The organism is Desulfosarcina widdelii, from assembly GCF_009688965.1.
GTDB classification, from domain to species: Bacteria; Desulfobacterota; Desulfobacteria; order Desulfobacterales; family Desulfosarcinaceae; genus Desulfosarcina; species Desulfosarcina widdelii.
In genome coordinates this window covers 5597496-5616585 of record NZ_AP021875.1, presented here as the reverse complement: position 1 = coordinate 5616585, position 19090 = coordinate 5597496, and the positions used below count along the sequence as shown (strand labels likewise).

The window sequence follows — 19090 nt, the reverse complement described above, 5'->3', positions numbered from 1 at the left end:
TGAATCTCCGGCTAAACTGCTAATATCTTTCAGATAATATACAATATCTGAAGTATTCAGCCTATTTCTTCCTTCCGTATCCGGTTAATTTCATTCAACAAATTGTCGATGATTTCGTAAATTTGACAAGCGCGACGGCGCAACGATTTCAAACTGTAACCTTCGTCGGGATCTCCTCGTCGGCGAATGGGCGGCCTGCGGTAATTCAAAGCAATATTGTAAAGTGGCCGCAATACCTGACTCGGTGAACCGTGATATGGCCATCCAATTTGATTCATGCGTTGCTTCACCTGGTTGAAATGGACGAAGCCTCTCTTGCTCCAAAGAACGGGACCGCAATCGAATGCACATAATCCGTACCGGTTCCAACTGAACGCCGATGACAAGAAGGTACTCAGGGTGCCTTTACTAAAACCCGGAAGCTTTTTATTGAGATTTTGAATGTACCCATTTTCAAGAGTCTCGCCGAAGCGGACAGTATTTACGATTCGGTTTCTAAGACCGGTGAGTGTATGTGACCCTTCGGACTCGTCAAGACCCCACCGGCCTTTCCTGACTTTTCCAAGTTCACCGTATTCAAGCTGCATCCGATCAAAAAGAAATTCATGGGCACCGAGTTTGAGCCAGAAAAAATTGAGGACCATCTGACGAGCATTATCCAGGTTTCCGGTTTCGAGAGCATTAGCGATAGCGGTTCGGAGGTGTCCGGTGCTTGTTGTTAACCGAGCTTTGAGTGCTATATCGATTTCATCTAATCCTCGTGGAATCTCCTTCGGTTTAATTCTTGGTACTCCGCGAACCCCAATACCGAAGGGGCTGATCGAAAATGACCGTCCGTATCGTGAATTGATTATACAGAAGTCTTCCTGATGATCCCAAAGAAACAGATGTCTATGTTCCGGCTTCGGTTCCCTTGCATACCCTATAGCCCAATTCAGATAGGCCAGCTTGATTTCTTGTAGGTCGAGTTCCAAATGTCTCCAGAATGAATTATTCAGCTTCATTTTACACACCAAAAGTTTGCGTAACTAACTGTTTTTTATAATATTATACCAATTTTAGGATAGTGTGTAAATAGGATAACATACTGTAAATATAATAAAATAACACTATCGGGACTATTAGGCAGACGAAAAAGGTGAATTTGGGGTAATCTTGACTAAAAGCACGGCAAGTTCGAAGATCCCGCGTATTTAGGCTATAATCCAAATTTTATTCACACGATTGTGAAAAAGCGCCTTTTACTTTATTTTTATGTTGCAATTATTCATATAATGAAATATGAATGTGAAAGTTTGATCGTTAATTAATTATTAAACTGGAGAACAAATGAAAACTCCCGACATCGAATCCCTCCAAGATCTTGTTCCTCACGTTCAAGAACACCTTCTCCCCCAAATTCATCAAGCCGCTGAAATCTGTATGAATTGCTATTTGATGGACACTGCCTTCAACGACATGTGGACTTTTGGAACCCAGTTCTGGAGGAACACATGGAACCGTTTCAGAACTATTGCTGAAGAGATTGATGAATGTCCTTTCGAAGTATCGGGCAAAGGCAACGAATATAAGCTCAGACTCGGTTCATACGTTCTACGGCACCATCGCATCAACAGCCAGTCCAGGCTTCCGAGTGGCGCAAAATCCGTAAAATCCGCAGCAAATCACATTCAAATGAGCCTATTTAACGATGAGTGGTACGCACCAGTGGAAAAAGACAATATCGTCATAGCGATTGATGTCGATGTTCACAGAGGATTGAAAGAGGTATTTCTGGGCGAGATCATGCCGTTGGAGGTGGACTCCAGTAAGTATAAATGGGTGAGAAAAGCCCCGATCTTTCTGGTGGACGGAGCACAAGCATCAACCGCTGATGTCATCCACATCGCGGATATGCCTGGGTTTGTACCTGAAGAGGAGATCGTTGAAGTGCCAGTAAAACTCGATAAATCCAGAACAAATCTAAAAGGCTTAGAAAGTAAAGGTGACAAATGACCATTAGTAAGGGTGATTCGCCACAGTTCGCTTTGGATCGTCTTGATCCGAATAGAATTACGTTTGCGAGGGAATGGAGAGGCCTCACCAAAAAGGAGCTGGCAAAAAGCATCAAAAAGACACCGAGTGCAATATCACAGATAGAGCGGGGACTTATAAGCCCGGATCTGGAAACATTCATCAGTATATCATTCTCGTTAAAGGTACCGCCTTCATTTTTCATTGAAAGATCAGTGTCTTCGAAATCAATCGATATGTCCACATGCCATTTCCGGTCATTACGATCTACCTCTCAGGCAATGAGGCGGCAAAGTGCGCGAAAAGGGGATCTTTGGATCGACCTTATTGAAATCCTCGGATCAAAGGGTGTGATCTTTCCAGAAGAACAGATCTCCAACTTCCAGGTTTCGTCTGAATCCGATGACCATATCGAAAATATCGCTATAGACCTACGTAGGCATTGGAAGATGGGTCTTGGTCCGATACCGAATATTGTAAAATTACTTGAAAGCAAAGGTATTCTGGTCCTGCCACTTCATGATGCCGTTGAAAAGGTTGACGCCTATTCCACGTGGCGCGGGAATCAACCCTGTATGTTCGTGTCTTACCAGAAGAGCGCTAGTCGGATAAGGTTTGATGTAAGCCACGAGCTTGGTCATCTTGCAATGCATGAAGACCTCGTCACTGGTGACGCCATGGCGGAGAGACAGGCCAACAGATTTGCTGGCGCATTCCTGGCTCCTAAAGAAAGTTTTTTGGAGGAATGCCCCAGGAGTTGGAGCTATGCCGCATTCGCCAGACTAAAAGACAGGTGGAAATTGTCGATCCAGGCCTTGTTGTACCGTGCAAAAGAATTGGGCCGGATTTCCACATCAACTCATCGACGGGCAATGATCCAATTATCAAACGCGGGTATGCGTAAAGATGAAGGCGATGAATGGGAAAAGGAAAAACCCGTGATGGTCACGCAGGCGTTGGAACTCCTGAAAGACCAGATCACTCTCGATGAACTCGCAGACAAGCTCTCGATTTATATCAACGACTTAAGGGATATTTTGTGTCAGTGCGTCCCCATGGAAACGCTGAACAAGATTGATCGCAGGATAGATGCTGATTCTGCAACAATTGTAAGGTTTCGAAAAATGAAGCATTCGATTTGATTTAAAATCTATTTCTTTAAATAGGTCAAATTTAGAGTTGGTTATTTACTTTGCGTAATGAATTTTACTTTTACCATAAACTAGGAAAGGAAAGAAAATGGCAAGAAGATGTTTCTTTAGTTTTCATTACAAACATGTGTGGAAAGTAAACCAAATCAGAAGTATGACGAACGTAATAGGAACAGCGGCAGCAGGATTTCAAGACGCATCTTTATGGGAGGAAGCTAAAAAAAAGGGGGATAAAGCCATAAAGGATATGATTGATAAAGCCCTCTTAAACACATCTGTTACTGTTGTTTTTGTTACTTATGGAACTGCTAATCGTAAGTATATCAATTACGAAATTGATCAATCCCTATCCCGTGGTAACGGCCTTGTTGCTGTTCAAATTCACCATCTCAAAGATCAGCACGGCCAAACTGGATCTCCAGGTGCTATACCATCACAAATTAAGGCAAAAGGATATAAAGCATACAAGTACACTACAAAGGAAAGCTTTGCCAAATGGATTGAAGAAGCTGCAATCTTAGCAGGAAAATGAACTGCTATGCATCAACTTAAAAACAGTGTTTCATAAATTGCCAAGGATTGTTGGAGAATTAGCCATACCAAAAAGACAAGTCTTTTACAGTTTCCATTTTGATAACGATGTTATGCGAGTGCAGCAGATCAGAAATATAGGCGCACTTGAGGACAATAAGCCAATTTCAGCCAATGCATGGGAAGAAATTAGATGGAAAGGAAAACCATCAATAGAGAAATGGATAAATGATAATATGAACATTTATAGGATATTATTTGGCAATGTCATTAAGACAACTATATGCACCATCAATATTGAAAGAACGAGCCCCATAACCAATATCCCTTATCGCCTTAGGCAGAAAGTAGTCGTGCTTTTCCAAGATTGTATCTGGAATATAGTTAGCTATTTCAGTAGCTGTCAGCTTTGGCGATTCAATAATATTGCGAATCACGTCATGAACCTCGTCAGTAGTGCTATTTGTAATTTCAATGAACCCACCGAAGCAACTTGCCAATAGTCCATTCAATTTAAGTAGAATCGTGATGGTATTTGTTATTTGATCACCAAGCCATGGAGCTATAAATACAGTTTTACCAGATTGAAAAACCTGGATATCATCAAGATTTAATGCATGGTAATACTCAAAACCTTCGTAAACGATCGATTTGGCTTCTTCGTCAAGATAAATTGGAATCGACCGATTATGGTAGACTCGCCTCATTTCTTGTCTGACAATATCGTGAACAAATAAACCATCTCCGCTAAATGTTGGAGGGCTCCCGCCCTTAGCTTTTTTCAGTATTATCAATTTCCCTTCGTGATCGATGCTTTTAACTTCCCACCGTTTTCCGGCAAAGACGATTTGTTGACTTTCAACTAAGGGCTTATCAATGGGGACAGACCCCAATATTTTCCCATGATATTCGAGTCTGTATTCCTCGGGTGTTTTAAAAGCCGTATAGAAGGAATAATGCCCTACCAGTCTTTCTCCTTTAGCGCCTAAAATCAGTTGTCCATCGCTGGCTTGAGTTATCAGATCTTTTTCGCCTAAAGCACGTAAAAATGCGACGTATAGCGGCTGATCTATTGATGAAAATGGACCGGATTCACATAAAAGAGCCCATAATTGTGTGGCATGTACACCGCCATACTGACCAATCAGCGACAGGGTTTGCTGCACCAGGGTAGATAAGTGATATTGATTTGTTGGTGCGGGTTCATACCATTTTTTTAGCAGTAAATTGATCATTGCTATGCACTGGACAGTGTGTACACGCAACCTGTCAAGAAGATGGCTGCTTTTTGTGATTTCCTGTTCAGGAATAAATAATCTTAGGATCGACGGTTCGCCTCGCCGTCCGGAACGCCCCAGACGCTGCCTTAAACTGGCTACTGAGTGCGGGGCCGTTACCTGGGCAATCGAGGTCACCTTTCCTATATCAATGCCCAATTCTAACGTTAGCGTGCAAACAGCAGTTGTAGGCAAGCTTTCTTTTTGAAGACGGGCCTCCAGGCTTTCTCGGATCTCTTTTGAGAGGCTTCCGTGATGAGGGAAAAACTCGTTGGGTACGAAACTTTTCTCACATAAATCGGAAAGGGTCACCGCTATGTCTTCAGTCCTGGCTCTGCTATTGGCAAAGACCAAATGTGACTTCCCACGCAAAATCGAATATAGATCATTGGTGATTTTTTCAAAAGATGAGGGAACCTCTTCATTTTGTTCATGAGGCGACAGATATCCCCTAAGCTGAATTTTCAAATCGGAATGCGAAGCTGTGGATTCTATGATCTTGAATGGAATTTTATGATTTGGCCTCAGGTAGTCCGCTACCTGTTCCATATCGCCAAGTGTCGCACTCAGAGCGATTCGCGGAATAGTTTTCTGAAGAAGGAATTCAAGGCGATGCATCAGTGACTGCAACTGGCACCCTCGTTCCGAACCTATAAATTCATGGAATTCATCAATGATAATGTAGCATAGGTTGCTAAACGCCTTTAATGTCCAACTTCCCTGGTTCAACAACAGTGATTCGAGTGATTCGGGGGTAATCAGCAGGATTCCGTTTGGATTTCGCTGCTGTTTCAATTTAAGGGATCGGGATACATCGCCGTGCCATGGAGTGACAGAAATATCCAGAATATCACAAAGCCCCTGAAGTCTTCGATATTGATCGTTAATCAATGCTTTGAGCGGACTGATATATAAAATTCCGATACCGTCAGGATTTTGATCAACAATCTTTGAACATGCCGGGAGAAAGGCGGCTTCGGTTTTTCCGGCTGCAGTTGAAGCGCTGATGATGACATCACTGTCTGCGTTTAAAATCGGAACAATGGCCTCTTCTTGAATATCCCGTAGTGACGCCCATTTCTGATTCCATATCCAACGCTTGACGCCCTTATGCAACTTTTCAAAATTTGCCGAATCGCTCATAATTCCATCTAAAGCCGAAACGTCGCCAATTCATCCTCTTCAGCACTTTCTGTAGCGACCATCGGCATATCGGTATTAACCTCCTTGTCAATCTCAACATTATCAATCAATTGGTCCCACTTCAAAGAGTCGCTCTGATCAAGGACGGCAAGCAAATCGACAAAGGCTTTAATGGTATTCCGAGGGGTTCGAAAGTATGCATCGCCGATTTTTTGGGAGCAATGTTTCAAGAAGGCGACAAGGGCTTCATCGGGAACCAGGTACTGTTCCGGATCACCGGAGGCATAAACGTGTCGCAAATTGCCCAACAATACATACAGCTCTTCCGGCAGCAGACTCGCCAGATGCAACGTGGGAGACGTATAATCGATGACACCCGCCGATTTTGCGAAGGCATTTTCTGCCAATCGTGATTGAAGGGCTTCATAGCTGTAAAGACCTTTTCTCGGATCAAGCAAAAACTCCGGTGTCCCTCCGAATAAAAAGCCTATGTATTCAGCACTACCCTGAAGGCAATCATTCAGTATGCGAAGGATCTGTTCGTAGTTGGATACACGGGCTTGTTTGCTGGAAAGCTTATAGATATTCACCATCTCATCCAAGATGACCAACAATCCACCATATCCTGCCTGCCGTACAAACAGGCTAAGCAACTTCAAGTGATCATAAACACTGGCATCCGTGACAATTGATCGAACACCCAATGCATTGCGGGCATCCGTCTTAGTCGAAAATTCCCCTCTAAGCCAACGTACGGCATCAATTTTTAGCTGTTCATCCTCTTCCTTATGCCCTTGCCAATATGATGCAATTACCTTCGAAAAATCGTAGCCTCCGACAAGCTCAGTTAAATGGTTGAGACGTTTTTCAATGACCACGTTGACCTTGTGTCCGGATGCTTTGGCCTTCTTACGAGCTTCGGTGATGAAACGCTCAACCACGCTGGTAAGTGCATTGCCATCTGGCTTTGTACGCGTAGAAAGGTTACGCATCAATTCGGCATATAAATTTCTGGCCTGGCCACCAGTGGCATGAAGTCTTCTATCCGGCGCAAGGTCCGCATGTATAGTCACCAGCCCTTTTTCAAGGGCAATTATGCGGATCAATTGCATGAAGAAGCTTTTCCCTGACCCAAATTCCCCAATGGTAAGACGAAAGGAAGATCCACCATCCATGATACGCTCGATATCCTTTATGAGCGCTTCGACTTCCTTTACGCGCCCAACCTGGATGTGCTGTAAACCTGTCCGGGGGGTAACCCCTGCTCGTAATGATTGAATGATGGCATCTCGCTCTCTTGGGCGCAGCCGTGGTTTATTGTTGGACATCTACAATCTCCTTTGCGAGACTAACATCAACATAGATTGGTTCGCCATCATCGATAAGCGGTGCATTCGCGTTTTCAAAAGCCCATTCGTTGAGGACTTCCATCGCCCCATCAACCATCAGCCCCAATCTTTTGCAGGTCGCCTGAAAAGCTTCACGTTCCCAGGATTCTTGGGACACCAAATGGTTAAACAGATTTTGATGAGCTTCGTCCAGTGAGGCTAACGGGTTGTTTGAAACCATTGCACCTTCTGGAATCGAGTCGGATTCGTCATCCTCCTGGTCCGCGAATATATCCTCAAGAACGCTTTTGACCTGCTTGGTCTCTTCTTTACGGATGCGTATGAGTTCTTCATTCAGGATGAACCCGCGAGCAGTTCCAACGGGCCTTGCGGGTTGCGGAATGGCAAACGATGTATCCGTATCTTTAAGACCTACGGTGACGGGCCCGCTCTCAGCGGCAAGCGCATGAATATCCCCGGTTACCTGTTCTTTGTTCAACCCCAGTGTGGTGTAGAGCTTTTCAAGCTGTTTGATCTCCTCAGGCTTTATTTCACCATCAGCATGAGCCACAGATACGAGGATATGGCTTATTGCCGTATTCTGGTTTTCACTTACCCCTGATAACCGGGCTTTGAGACCCGCTGCATTTTGGGGGGTTCGCATTGACCAATGCAGAAAAGCGAGGAGAGACTCTTTTTCGATGTTGGTCAATTCACGATTATCTTGAACAAGACTCTGAAGTGTGGCTTCTTCCTCCGGAGCTGCATCCTGGTCAATTTGGCTGACCATCGCGCCAAGGCGAAGGATGGTACCGACAGTTCTAAATTCCTTTGTCGGATTGAAATCAATGCCATGTCCTTTCGGGAACACAGCAATATTTCCGTCAAGGGAAAATTTCATGTTGTGATAACGAATATCAGGAGCGATGCCAAATCCCATATTTTCGACAAACGAGGCAAGACTTTCCAGGTCCTTCTTTAAAAGTTTGGGCGGTACCTTTTGACCTATCGTTTTGTACAAGGTGGCCACTGGGAGGAAGCCTATGCCACCGTTGCAGATTTTTGCTAAGCGTTCATTGATGATTTTTGCTCCGGAGGTTTGGCTGATCAACTCTTTGGGAATTAACGATAGCGCGGCCAACGATTTTGGGTCACTACCTTTCCTGCCCAGAAAACGGCTGTAGGATTCTAATTCCTGAGTGCATTCATCAATGATGGTCCCAATCTTTTTAATTGGACCGGTCAAAATGAATGGATCGGGCAAGTCTGGAACCTTGAGTTTACTGTCACTTCTGATGGATGGGCTCGCGGCCCGATAATCGATCCTGAGACGGGTTTTATTAGGTTTGACAATAATGCCATCTCCAAATTTCTGGTAATACCTTCTGGCAAACAAATTCCGAAATTCTTTGGCGCAGCGGCGTGCAGGTGTTTTAAGATTCACATTCGGATTGAGTCGAAACCAGTTGAGCGCCATATCTGCCGGGATGGAGTTTCCGGCAGCGACGTTTTTCGCCAGTACCAATTGGAATGGCTCGGTGCAGTAACGATCGTCAAAGTCTATGTAAGAAGGAGTTGGTTTTTCATTTTGAAACAGGGCCCATTCCATTGCAAGAAGGTTGTTGGCATATCCACGAAAGGAGCGATTGCGGCCATAATTTTTCAATAGCCGCTGAACTTCGTCAATGATCTCCGATCGCTCCTGGGATGAAACCGATCCATTGGTTCCATCAACGATCAGTCGTCGTTCAAGCCCGTAAAAAAATAGAAAAACATAACCGATGTATGTCTCGGGCTCAATACGCCCACCCGCAAGCCATTTCAGATATGCACCACGGCATTTGGCAGGGATATGGCCATAATAAGGCCAATAGCCCATTTCATCGCCAGCTTCCCATGGCTCAGCTGGTTTTATTGGCAGCTTCGGATTGATCAAACAGGCATCGTTTTGATACCCATCGTAATCGGAAAGATTAGTTCCTACATAAATTAATCCACCAGGAATATCGTAGCCTTTTACGCGTACCTTGCTATTGAGTGGGTACCAATCGGCAGGCGGTCCACTGGGTTTGTCGGATCGATCATAACTATCTCTGTAGCTGCCTGGACCTGAAACTTCTACACGCAAAGTAACTTCGTTGGACTGCGTAGGCTTCTTGGTCTTAGAAGATCCTTTGAGTGCCCTATAGATCACGTACAGAATAATCAGGCCAATGATAATTTTCATGGCGACCCCTTTTTATCGGTACAGCGTCGTTCATACCAACCCATGATAAAATATTTGCTGATACGTAAAAGGTGGCTGAGAAATTGGTCAGAGCAGACCCAGCTGCCTTTTGATCCTTTCTACTTATTGTTATGATACGGTATTTTCATAGGTTGCGCCACCAGCCTTAACCCAATCGTCCACTTCCTTCTTATTGAATTTCCATAGACGCCCCATACGATGAGCGGGCATTCCAAACTTATCAATCCATTTGTAAACGGTATCACTGCTTACACCAAGGTGTTTGCAAATTTCTTTGATTGATAGCCAGCGGTCTTCCATAGTGTTCATTCTATTTTGATTGATCTTTCCAGTTCCAGTTGGGAAAGGACCTGTATCTGACAAGAGGCTCATTCCATACCAAAGACAATATTTTTAATATTCTGGAGAAATTATAAGTATATGTCAACAAGTTTAAGCCGATTTCACCCGATTATAACCGTTTTCAATCAGGTTCTACACTAAGCGTTTCGCATAGTTCAGAAGCACAATTTCTTATAAAAATTGAAGAATTTATGGGATGTCTTTTCCCAGCCCAATCAAAGTGCGTCATTGGCAATAGTATATAAAGATATCTTCGGCTTCTCGTTATCGCAGTGTGCATTATTAATAGTTCATCGGTGATCGAATCTTCATTCTCGAAACTATTGTGAGTTTCAAAAAAAGTATCGTAGGATCCAAGGATAAAGACAACCTTGAACTCCTGCCCCTTAATCTGGTGGACATTACCAAGCGTTAGGAAATTATCAGTTCTCTGATGCCTCTTCGGGATATAGTATTGGCCAAATGAATGCTGTTTGAGGTTATCGATGAGATCAGCTGTGTCAATTGATTTTTCAGCCGTCATAATCAATTGCTTAAAGTGAATCTCTATACCTGGCATTCTTTTTTTCAAACCTTTTAGAAAATTCAGCATCATTTTGACTGATCTAAGGGGTTTGTCCTTCGATAGGTTTACTCTAAGAAATAGTTTGTATAATTTTCCCAGATCAACCATGTCCATTTCTTCGGAAATTGTTCTCAATCCCTGATACCGGTATTTATTACCAGCAAGCATTTTCAGTATCTTTTCAGTTTTTTGGACTCCGATACCACTCAAATATGGCAAAACCTTTTTCCAGTGTGCTTTATTACCATTGTCCAAACTAGCTTCTAAGATCGATGTTACCACTGCAACGACTTCAGGGATATCGATAGCGGTCTTGGAATGGTATACGTAAGGCAACTTCATCTTATTCAGCATTTTTCTAAAGTAGTTGGTGATGGAGTCATTCCGGAATGTCACCAACATATCGTTCAAAGACAGGCCGTCATCTTGAATATGAAGTCGGATTTTTTCAATTATTGCCTTACACAGGAACCCCATATTCGGATTCAATAAGACCTGAGGTTTTGGCCCATCTTTATTGCTCCAGATCTTATTTTTGTTGTTTGGTGAATGTTGCGATAAGACGGCATTAGCAAGGGCTACGATATGTTTAGTAGTCCGGTGGTTTTCAGTTAGCTCGAATTTCCTGCACCCATTTATGGATTCGAACTCATTAAACCGATTCAAACTTGCGCCTGTATACCGAAAGAGTGTCTGAAACGGATCGCCCGCACCTAAAAACCGCATTCCCGTCCGGATTAGTATTTTCATAGTTTGCCATTGGACATTAGTGGTGTCTTGAAATTCATCAACAACCATGTAAGAAAAATCACGGAGAACGGCATTAACGACCCTGGCCTCTTCCTTCAAAAGCCGCCGGAAGTAATATAGTGTGTCATCATGTTCCATGACATTCATTTTCTTTTTCTGCCTGCGCATTCTTTTTAGAATCTTGATTACACCTTTTTGATCTTTACGCTTTTTAATGTGTTGTTGAACTGTTGATTTTATACCTTTTGCCGATCTCACGTGCATCTTATACAAATCATTAAGGTCTTTTGCAGGATTCTCACTGAAGTCGATATTCTTATCTTTTACTATATCGTTGAGAACTTTACTATTGATGTCGTTATCGAGTGAGAATAATGAGGTAAATCCAATACGACTTGCGAATTTCCGGACGTAAGATTGTGCGAAACTATGAAAGGTTCCCACACGTACTCGGCGATTAAAATATGGTTCCCAATCTGGAGTTCCATAGAGCCGGTCAGCAAAATTAGCCGCAGCCCTCTTTGTCAAAGTTACAACCAACACTCGGCACTTTCTATCAGCTTGTAGTCGATGGATCGCAAACTCGGCCGCCGTCTTAGTCTTGCCTGTGCCATGATACCCCCTAAGTGAAATTACCGGATCTTCGCATTCAATGACCCGTAGTTGTTCTTTTGTAGGTTTCGCTCGGAATGCTAATTTTTCTTTCTTCATATGGTAAATCCCCCTTTTATGGATATTTAGAAACAGCTATCCGGATAGGCTCACTTGTTCCAGGTCGCCTTGGTTACCAGCAAACTACTAAGGAACTTTATTGATGGATAACTGAGCCAGATTTGGATGAAGTTAATGCCGGATGAATTGAACTTTTTGGGGCTTTATTCTCACCGAAGGCCTGGATAGTGGATATTTATCCGGATGTCGTTCCCACCGGTAAACTTTTAACGCAGTCCGGATTGGTCGGGACAGTCGCTTGTAATCTTTCAAATAATAAATAAAGTTGTTAACAATGCCCTCCTCCCGCAACATGCTCCGCAAATCGACTAAATCCTTACCTTTGTATTCCTTGGGGTGGAAACCACGCCGGGCCAGTTTGTCACGATCAGGACGCAATATCTTAAGGTACTGTGGATAAATATAGCTAAAATCCTTGGACGCTAATTCTTCTACAGATGGCACCAGCCCTAAAGCAGTGTTATTGAATCGAGACTCCAGTCTGGCTACCTGATATCTGTCCAGATCCTTCAAACTTTTCCCCGATAATTGAAAGGCTTTTTCCGCTTTGAGCTGATGTGTTTTGTCATATGCACTCATGAAATAGATGCTTGCTTCAGAGTGAGAATAATAGGTATGTGGATATCTTGCCGACGGCTTCATACCGATTTTCCGGCCGGATTTGATTAGACCGGCCAGCTGTTTAATAGGATTCTTCTTGCCTTTGAAGTATAAGTCCACAGCTACATGAAACTCAGATACTGCAAATCCGACATTATATTTATCGGTAAACAGATTATTGACCCGGACCACCTCAGCATATGACAGATTATGGTCCCACGACGAAAAGAATTTAAGGGTTAGATTCGGGAGGTAGAGAGTTTTGTAGTTATCTTTATTAAATCTATCGATAAAAATATGCAGTTTGTTGCCAGTCTTCTTATGCTTGAACTCATGGAAAAACTCATAGGTTTTTGCCATTGGCTCTGGACCTTCCTGATACGTTCGCTTTCTTCCACCATATTTGTATTTCTTTAAGATGGTTGAATCTAAAGTTATCATGCTACGATCATCACTGCTTAACGTAATATGATCTATGGAAACGCTTACTTTACTGATTTTCTTCATGTACAACTCCTTCCGATAATATACGAATATTTACTCTATAGACGGTATACTTTATGGATACGGATCTTTGCTAATGTAAAAACAAAGAGGATGGAATGAACGATAGCAAGATATCACGTAATATGATGGAAAATGTACTCTCTAAAATTTGTATTTATCTACTGTATTAATATAATATAATAAATAAGACGAAATTCCTTGCTTTTGAGCATCCTTAAGTGTGTTTTTCACTGCTATAGGCCAATAAAATCTGAAAATAACCAGTGCTATGCCCTGTTGTGACCTTTCGAGCTGTTCATCCAATGACACAGGCATGAATTCAATTCACTGTTATTTATATTTTTACAATATAATATGATTAAAAATTAGGAACCTAAAACAACCTCCCAGCTATCTTAATGATGTACAACATATAGGTTTCATTAGTTATATTAATGTATCTTCGAGTGTAGTTCATATTTTTGCTTAAAGTTGTTTTACATTTTTATCTCACAAGCATGACAAACTTTCTTTTAAGCAATCAACGGTAGCTTACACGTCCGTGGGTGTGCGCATAATCGTTCTCCACCACCTGGTAGGCTAGCGCCTCTTATACAAGCAACTCAAGCGCGATAAGGCTCAGCCGATAAGGGGCTGCCACCCGGGGATCGACCAGTAAGAGTTTTTTCCCTCCGGTGATGTATTAGCCGCTGACCGGCTATGAGCGCCTGACCACTGGATGAGTGTCATGGAACAGCTGATTAATGACCGCCTACAGGATAATCTAAGCCTGTTCAAGCTGTCCTGGGCCGCCGTGGCACTTAATACCATTATCTCGCAATCCGAGGCGATCCATGACTCATACCCGTTCTTCCTTGGCTATCTGCACGAAGAGGAAGTGGCCGCCGAGGGAAAGCGCCGCATCCGGACCGCCATGCAGACCGCTAAAGCTGTCCACGGCCTAATAAACCCGTTAGACTCTTCATCAATACCAAATGTAGCCGAAATTTCTTTCAATATACTTGTAGTCCTTAACTGCGGCTACCTGCAAAAATTCAATGGCATGTATCAACATTTCACTCAGTAGTTTGTAATCTGCATTGATTTTGACAAACCACTTTAGCTGCTCGATATCTCCGGAAAGTTCTACAATCTTTCGTGTTAAGCGGTTAACATTGAGAACATTGTTCAGCAAAACCAATTTATAAAAATATGATCTTGGCAAATATTTTTCATACCCTCTCAATTGTTGGCTTAACGATTTTGGAAGCATTGGCCTGAAAACGGTTAGGTTACGAATGTCTTGCTGTTTTAGGGTGTTTGGCTGAAGGTATTTAGGCGGTTTATGGCGGGCAGTATCCCATGTGCTGGAATCGAACGTTATCCGCTCAAACATTTCAAGCGCTATGGCTGCAGCAGCGATAACGATTATTTCGAGCTTGCAGCTGCCAAGCATGTGAACAAAACGCACCCCCCTGTGATGAAGGAAGCTGAGCACATAAGCTATCTTCATAAGATATTCCCAGCTTGTATCATCCCGCACAGGAAAAGCGTAACCGTCAGGAGTAAGCGTTGACATTTTATAATAATAACGATGCAATTGATCCTTGCTTGAAAAATGAAGTGGTATAAAAAGTTTGGTATCCGGACAAAAATCGTCACGGCAATCAAACATTATTTCAGCGCACTCGTAGGATTTAATGAGGTGATCTTCGTATTCATCTGGTGACCCAAAAACTATTGGAAAATCAAGAGTGAACCCGCATTTGATATTTAGGGTTCCGTATTTTTCACAAAGATCTATCGGATCAATAACAAGAACGCCATTACGTCTGTGGATACCAACACCCGGTATTACATCTACCTCTTCATATCTTTCACCGTTGAATATCTTAAGGATGCTTTTATAAATCTGGAATCCACCACTATCACTTAACAAATAGGGATAAATCTCCAATCCCTTGAGCATACTGTCAGAAGGTTTCGATCTAACTATATTGATGAAACAGTGATGAATGTAGCTGAAAATGATTAAATAATTACTGCTTAAAGCAGGTGTATAAATCAATCTCATTTTATCTTTCCCTCCGCATCCATGGATCTTGAGAATTTCATTGGGGCGATCCATATTTCGAGTCAGTTGGTTGGCTACTAACCACATAGTTTTATGTCCGTAATCCTTCTTTTTATAAAAGAAATCATATTCTCGGCATCGGTGTTGAACTTTTGTAACTCTTTACCCAATTTGTCTTGGAATGTTTTTTCCATTTGATTGATACCTCGAAGCGCACTCTCGAATTGCGGCAACAGATATTTAAATTTTTTAAGAAACTTTAATGTTTTCTTAACCTCATCTTCAAAGTTAGAATCCATATTTTCATCATCGCCTTTTTCCGCTGAACGATCCTCGGCATCACCATCAGGACTTCCACCTTCAGCCTCTTGAGCTGAATCCTTTTTGTCACGTTTTGGGGGCAAATTGTAGTCAGATGGATCAAGATCAATCTGTTCAAACGTTTCATCCTCCTCGTCGTTAATGTCGTTTTCTGCGAGAGCCGCGATTTGATCAATGATGATTTGGTGAGCTAGGTTACCGCAAGCTTTTATCCTTTCAGTCTCAGTGGCTTTAGCGCCTTGCAATGAGTGAAACATTTCACTGAGCTTTTTGGACAAATTATCGGCTTTAAGCTTGGCATTAATTTGATTGATGGTTCTGATCGACAAATTCTGTACATCCCCATGGTAACCCAACCCGGCCAAGCCATAGGGGCCAACATGGTGTCCGAAATTCATCAGGGCGGTCACAGTCGATTTCTTTAATCCCAATATATTCGATATGTATTGACTGAGGCTTAGCTTTTCCCCTTTGTTCTCACCCTTGCGGCTGCCTCCATGGGAAAAAAATGCCTCCTTTCCAAAATCATCAATGATAATTTCATAAAGGCCTAAAAGGCCGGCAACCAACTCCAGTGTGTTTGCTGACCTTATAAACCGGGTCATATTCAACGCACGCGCCATTGCAATTTGTGACCGACACACCACCTTGCCAACGATTATTGCCCTTATCTTTTTTTGTTTATTTGATTTTTGAAATTCCAGTCGCCTTTGACCACTTATGATGAAAAATCCTTTCACATCATCGGCAATAACGACTTTTACCGGCTCCGGATTATCCAAGGCTTCCAGGTCTTCAAACGGATTATTGTAATTGTTTCGTATGAATGCCGGCGGAGTGAAAATATCGGAAATTTTAATTTCACGCATATCTTGCTCGCCGGAATAATCAATTTTAAGTTCCTTGACGAACAGCTCTTCTTTGGTTTCCTTGGGAACTTGAACAAACTTTTGATCCAACGCTGCAAAGCCGGCGGCAGTCTCCTTATTCAAATTTGACGGTGTAAAACTTGATTCTAATTTGGCGGTAATCATTTTGTATCCCCCTGCTTTTGACATTAAAAAAGGCCTCCCCTTTTCGGGATCGGCCTTTTTGCTGTTAACCCAGTATTGATTTATGCAAACTTTGCTTCAGGCATTTGGTTCCAGGTGTGCCCTTCCAGCAATCTTCCGCTCTGCTTCTTCTTCACACCACCCCACTGTTTGAAAAAGAATGCGACATCAAGATCCAGGCATCGATCTCGAATGTCGATGACCCACTCCTTTCTCATTGGCCTTGCACCTGGTCCGGATTCACCACCCACGATCACCCAGTCAATACCGGTCAAATCATGATCCGGGATCGGTCCCAACAGCGGTTCAAAAGAGATGAATTTGACGTGAGCCGGGGTTTCAAGTAGATGATCGACCCTGAAAAGATAGTCGGCAGTCTCCACACTAACCCCCATCCAGACATTTTCCGGCCATGGCAACTGTAAAGACAGATCTGCCAGTCGCTGTGATCTTTTCGTTAAGAACTGATACACATGCTGTGGCGCTTGCTGAGGCACTTCAAACACCTTTTTAATAAAGGTATCGGGAACAGATCGATGAAACAGATCACCCATGGAATTGACGAAAATCATCCTTGGCTTGCGCCATTCGGTAGGTTTCACTAGCATGTGTTCATGGGTGGTGACCTCAAATCCATTTCGATATTTTTCCAACCCTATGCCCTGAAGCCTGTGTGCCATTGGTTTGGCATAGCAATGCATGCAACCAGGACTAATCTTGCTGCATCCCGTTACCAGATTCCAGGAACGATCCGTCCATTCAATTTTGCAATTTTCTGCCATTTTCGACCTCCTGTGGTAATGCCTTAAAAACAAAAAAGCCAATCCCCGTAACTGGATTGGCCACCCGAAAGACAGAGCACTTTTTCCGTTTTACTTTTCTACATTGGCATCACCTCCTTGTTTGCGAAATTGGGTATGCTGCCTACAACCCATTCCACATGTTCCACATTGTAATTAAAGTTTAATATTACAGAGCGTTAAGGTGGAACCATCAGCATGGTATAAGTGGTTCCATTTGATTTTCCTGATTCCACCGTTGCCGTCTATCTTTTTAATCAAGGTATCGGCTGGCAAGATCTTTCACTCTGTCGGCGCTGAAAAGATAATGGACCAATTTTTGCCGCGTCCGTTTTTTCTTGTCATCGGCCAGATTATATATCGCGATTAGATTGCCCAGACCTTGTGGTGTCGGGCATTCCCTTCTATCAAGTTGCATTTTTAGTTTATCAACAAGGTCGTGTGTGGTCATCTCGAATTTTTGGTTATGCCGAGCCTGGTCCAGGAGCACATCAAATAGTGCTTCCTCGACATCCGATAGCCGATCTTTTGTTTTTTCGGTACCTTGTTCAAATGCGCGCTTGATGTATTCAAATTCCCGTTGGGGGACCTTGAGGACACGCAAAATGGATTCTAATGGCCTCCACAGCTCACCCTTGCGGTTGCCGGTAAAGGGTATTTGCATGTACGCTGACTGAACGTCGTGCCATTTTAGAAGAAGAAAACGGTAGCACATGTCCCGAATTGCCGCCCACTCCGGCTCATACCCAAAAATATCAGGCAGAGGCTTGACCGACCTCTGCATAAGGATTTGGCAGCAGCGATCCTTTAAATCTGGATCCAATGCTTTCGTAGTCGCAAACGCCTTCGGGCCATATCCCGAATATTCCCTGATTACTCGCTTTCCATCCCTGTGCCCGATGATACGCCGCTTGGCTCCCGCCTTTTTGTATGAATCAGCGAGCAAGCCGACCATATTAAATGGTAGCGCTTCTGCCTGGTCGATCAGCACCGTACCTCGCAAGCCGTCTGTAGTGTCGCATAAAGCGGCTTCGGAAATAGTTTTGACTTTGACCGGATTGAAGGCCATTAAGTTTATAATTTCCAATACTTTTGATTTACCCGACTCCTTCGGGCCGAAAAATAGCAGAAATGGGAATGCCGGGAAGAGGTGCGTGAAATAGGAGGATATAGCCCAGACCGCAATTAACCCGTAGTGCCCGTCATCTTGTAGATCGGCGTATCGTTGGATGGTCAATTTGATTGTTTCGAAAATATCGCTTGGATAAGCAGGACTGCTTAAATTGCTCACCATTTTTTCCAAAACCCATCTGTCGTTAACTAAGGGCGGCGAAATAGTGTCTTTCAAGAGATATTTCTGTTTACCAAGGAAAAGAACATGATTGGTTGCTTCCATCCGAAATCCTTGGTCATCGCAAACTATGTGAATATTTCGTTCTTCCGCTCCGTCCTCACCTTCGACCAAAATACTAAAGCCGATGACCATGCCTTCCGGTTTAAAATCGATGGCTGGGTGCAATAGCTTTGCATGTGTTATCTGAAAATTGTTGGAGTCTTTGTGGTGATGGTCCGGTTGATATTCAAATAGGTCACGCTGTGTTTTTGTAAGGTCGATTAACAGTGGTTCCATTGTTCCCTCCAATTTTTATTTTTATATTTGGACTGCTGTGGGTCCAA

At 43.1% G+C, this 19090-nt stretch carries 14 protein-coding genes and 1 pseudogene; 4 read left to right on the top strand and 11 right to left on the bottom strand.

The window, feature by feature from the left end; all coding sequences use genetic code 11:
* Nucleotides 1-56: 56 nt before the first annotated feature.
* Nucleotides 57-1004: a hypothetical protein gene (locus GN111_RS25715; protein WP_155306499.1), complete on the bottom strand. Its 948-nt coding sequence runs from the start codon at nucleotides 1002-1004 to the stop codon at nucleotides 57-59.
* A 325-nt stretch (nucleotides 1005-1329) separates the two neighbouring features.
* Here GN111_RS25715 and GN111_RS25710 point away from each other — a divergent pair, with 325 nt between their 5' ends.
* The 4 genes and pseudogenes from GN111_RS25710 to GN111_RS34500 form a co-directional block, all read left to right on the top strand.
* Nucleotides 1330-1995, top strand: a complete 666-nt coding sequence (locus tag GN111_RS25710) for a hypothetical protein (RefSeq protein ID WP_155306498.1) — start codon at nucleotides 1330-1332, stop codon at nucleotides 1993-1995.
* Nucleotides 1992-3155, top strand: a complete 1164-nt coding sequence (locus GN111_RS25705) for a helix-turn-helix domain-containing protein (RefSeq protein WP_155306497.1) — start codon at nucleotides 1992-1994, stop codon at nucleotides 3153-3155. The genes GN111_RS25710 and GN111_RS25705 overlap by 4 nt, the downstream gene beginning before the upstream one ends.
* A 97-nt stretch (nucleotides 3156-3252) precedes the next feature.
* The gene (locus GN111_RS25700) at nucleotides 3253-3696 is read left to right on the top strand and encodes a TIR domain-containing protein (RefSeq protein WP_155306496.1); all 444 of its coding nucleotides are present in this window, start codon (nucleotides 3253-3255) and stop codon (nucleotides 3694-3696) included.
* Nucleotides 3697-3721: 25 nt separating this feature from the next.
* Nucleotides 3722-3925 (top strand): annotated as a pseudogene (locus GN111_RS34500) (TIR domain-containing protein); the annotation flags it as partial.
* A 24-nt stretch (nucleotides 3926-3949) separates the two neighbouring features.
* On the opposite strand, the gene GN111_RS25690 reads toward GN111_RS34500, so the two are convergent.
* From GN111_RS25690 to GN111_RS25645, 10 genes are all read right to left on the bottom strand, one after another.
* Complete coding sequence (locus GN111_RS25690) at nucleotides 3950-6115, bottom strand: DEAD/DEAH box helicase (RefSeq protein WP_155306495.1); 2166 nt, start codon at nucleotides 6113-6115, stop codon at nucleotides 3950-3952.
* A gap of 8 nt (nucleotides 6116-6123) precedes the next feature.
* Nucleotides 6124-7443: an ATP-binding protein gene (locus GN111_RS25685; protein WP_155306494.1), complete on the bottom strand. Its 1320-nt coding sequence runs from the start codon at nucleotides 7441-7443 to the stop codon at nucleotides 6124-6126.
* Entirely contained in the window at nucleotides 7430-9670 is a 2241-nt protein-coding gene (locus GN111_RS25680) for a tellurite resistance TerB family protein (protein WP_155306493.1), read from the bottom strand. Before GN111_RS25680 ends, GN111_RS25685 begins: the two co-directional genes overlap by 14 nt.
* A 129-nt stretch (nucleotides 9671-9799) precedes the next feature.
* Nucleotides 9800-10054, bottom strand: coding sequence for a helix-turn-helix domain-containing protein (locus GN111_RS25675; protein WP_435050923.1), 255 nt, complete (start codon nucleotides 10052-10054; stop codon nucleotides 9800-9802).
* Nucleotides 10055-10154: 100 nt separating this feature from the next.
* The gene (locus GN111_RS25670; RefSeq protein WP_155306492.1) at nucleotides 10155-12059 is read right to left on the bottom strand and encodes a UvrD-helicase domain-containing protein; all 1905 of its coding nucleotides are present in this window, start codon (nucleotides 12057-12059) and stop codon (nucleotides 10155-10157) included.
* 132 nt (nucleotides 12060-12191) lie between these two features.
* The gene (locus GN111_RS25665; protein WP_155306491.1) at nucleotides 12192-13187 is read right to left on the bottom strand and encodes a hypothetical protein; all 996 of its coding nucleotides are present in this window, start codon (nucleotides 13185-13187) and stop codon (nucleotides 12192-12194) included.
* 964 nt (nucleotides 13188-14151) lie between these two features.
* Complete coding sequence (locus GN111_RS25660) at nucleotides 14152-15327, bottom strand: hypothetical protein (RefSeq protein WP_155306490.1); 1176 nt, start codon at nucleotides 15325-15327, stop codon at nucleotides 14152-14154.
* Nucleotides 15318-16619 carry a hypothetical protein gene (locus GN111_RS25655; RefSeq protein ID WP_155306489.1) on the bottom strand — a complete coding sequence of 434 codons (1302 nt, stop codon included), beginning with the start codon at nucleotides 16617-16619 and terminating at the stop codon, nucleotides 15318-15320. Before GN111_RS25655 ends, GN111_RS25660 begins: the two co-directional genes overlap by 10 nt.
* 56 nt (nucleotides 16620-16675) lie before the next feature.
* Complete coding sequence (locus GN111_RS25650; RefSeq protein WP_155306488.1) at nucleotides 16676-17395, bottom strand: DUF5131 family protein; 720 nt, start codon at nucleotides 17393-17395, stop codon at nucleotides 16676-16678.
* Nucleotides 17396-17666: 271 nt separating this feature from the next.
* Entirely contained in the window at nucleotides 17667-19043 is a 1377-nt protein-coding gene (locus GN111_RS25645; RefSeq protein WP_155306487.1) for a hypothetical protein, read from the bottom strand.
* Nucleotides 19044-19090 lie beyond the last annotated feature (47 nt).

Bases quoted from the DNA above. Each gene is read 5' to 3' on its own strand.
- GN111_RS25715 (WP_155306499.1), bottom strand. From the start codon at position 1,004: ATGAAGCTGAATAATTCATTCTGGAGACATTTGGAACTCGACCTACAA.
- GN111_RS25710 (WP_155306498.1), top strand. From the start codon at position 1,330: ATGAAAACTCCCGACATCGAATCCCTCCAAGATCTTGTTCCTCACGTT.
- GN111_RS25705 (WP_155306497.1), top strand. From the start codon at position 1,992: ATGACCATTAGTAAGGGTGATTCGCCACAGTTCGCTTTGGATCGTCTT.
- GN111_RS25700 (WP_155306496.1), top strand. From the start codon at position 3,253: ATGGCAAGAAGATGTTTCTTTAGTTTTCATTACAAACATGTGTGGAAA.
- GN111_RS25690 (WP_155306495.1), bottom strand. From the start codon at position 6,115: ATGAGCGATTCGGCAAATTTTGAAAAGTTGCATAAGGGCGTCAAGCGT.
- GN111_RS25685 (WP_155306494.1), bottom strand. From the start codon at position 7,443: ATGTCCAACAATAAACCACGGCTGCGCCCAAGAGAGCGAGATGCCATC.
- GN111_RS25680 (WP_155306493.1), bottom strand. From the start codon at position 9,670: ATGAAAATTATCATTGGCCTGATTATTCTGTACGTGATCTATAGGGCA.
- GN111_RS25670 (WP_155306492.1), bottom strand. From the start codon at position 12,059: ATGAAGAAAGAAAAATTAGCATTCCGAGCGAAACCTACAAAAGAACAA.
- GN111_RS25665 (WP_155306491.1), bottom strand. From the start codon at position 13,187: ATGAAGAAAATCAGTAAAGTAAGCGTTTCCATAGATCATATTACGTTA.
- GN111_RS25660 (WP_155306490.1), bottom strand. From the start codon at position 15,327: ATGTGGTTAGTAGCCAACCAACTGACTCGAAATATGGATCGCCCCAAT.
- GN111_RS25655 (WP_155306489.1), bottom strand. From the start codon at position 16,619: ATGTCAAAAGCAGGGGGATACAAAATGATTACCGCCAAATTAGAATCA.
- GN111_RS25650 (WP_155306488.1), bottom strand. From the start codon at position 17,395: ATGGCAGAAAATTGCAAAATTGAATGGACGGATCGTTCCTGGAATCTG.
- GN111_RS25645 (WP_155306487.1), bottom strand. From the start codon at position 19,043: ATGGAACCACTGTTAATCGACCTTACAAAAACACAGCGTGACCTATTT.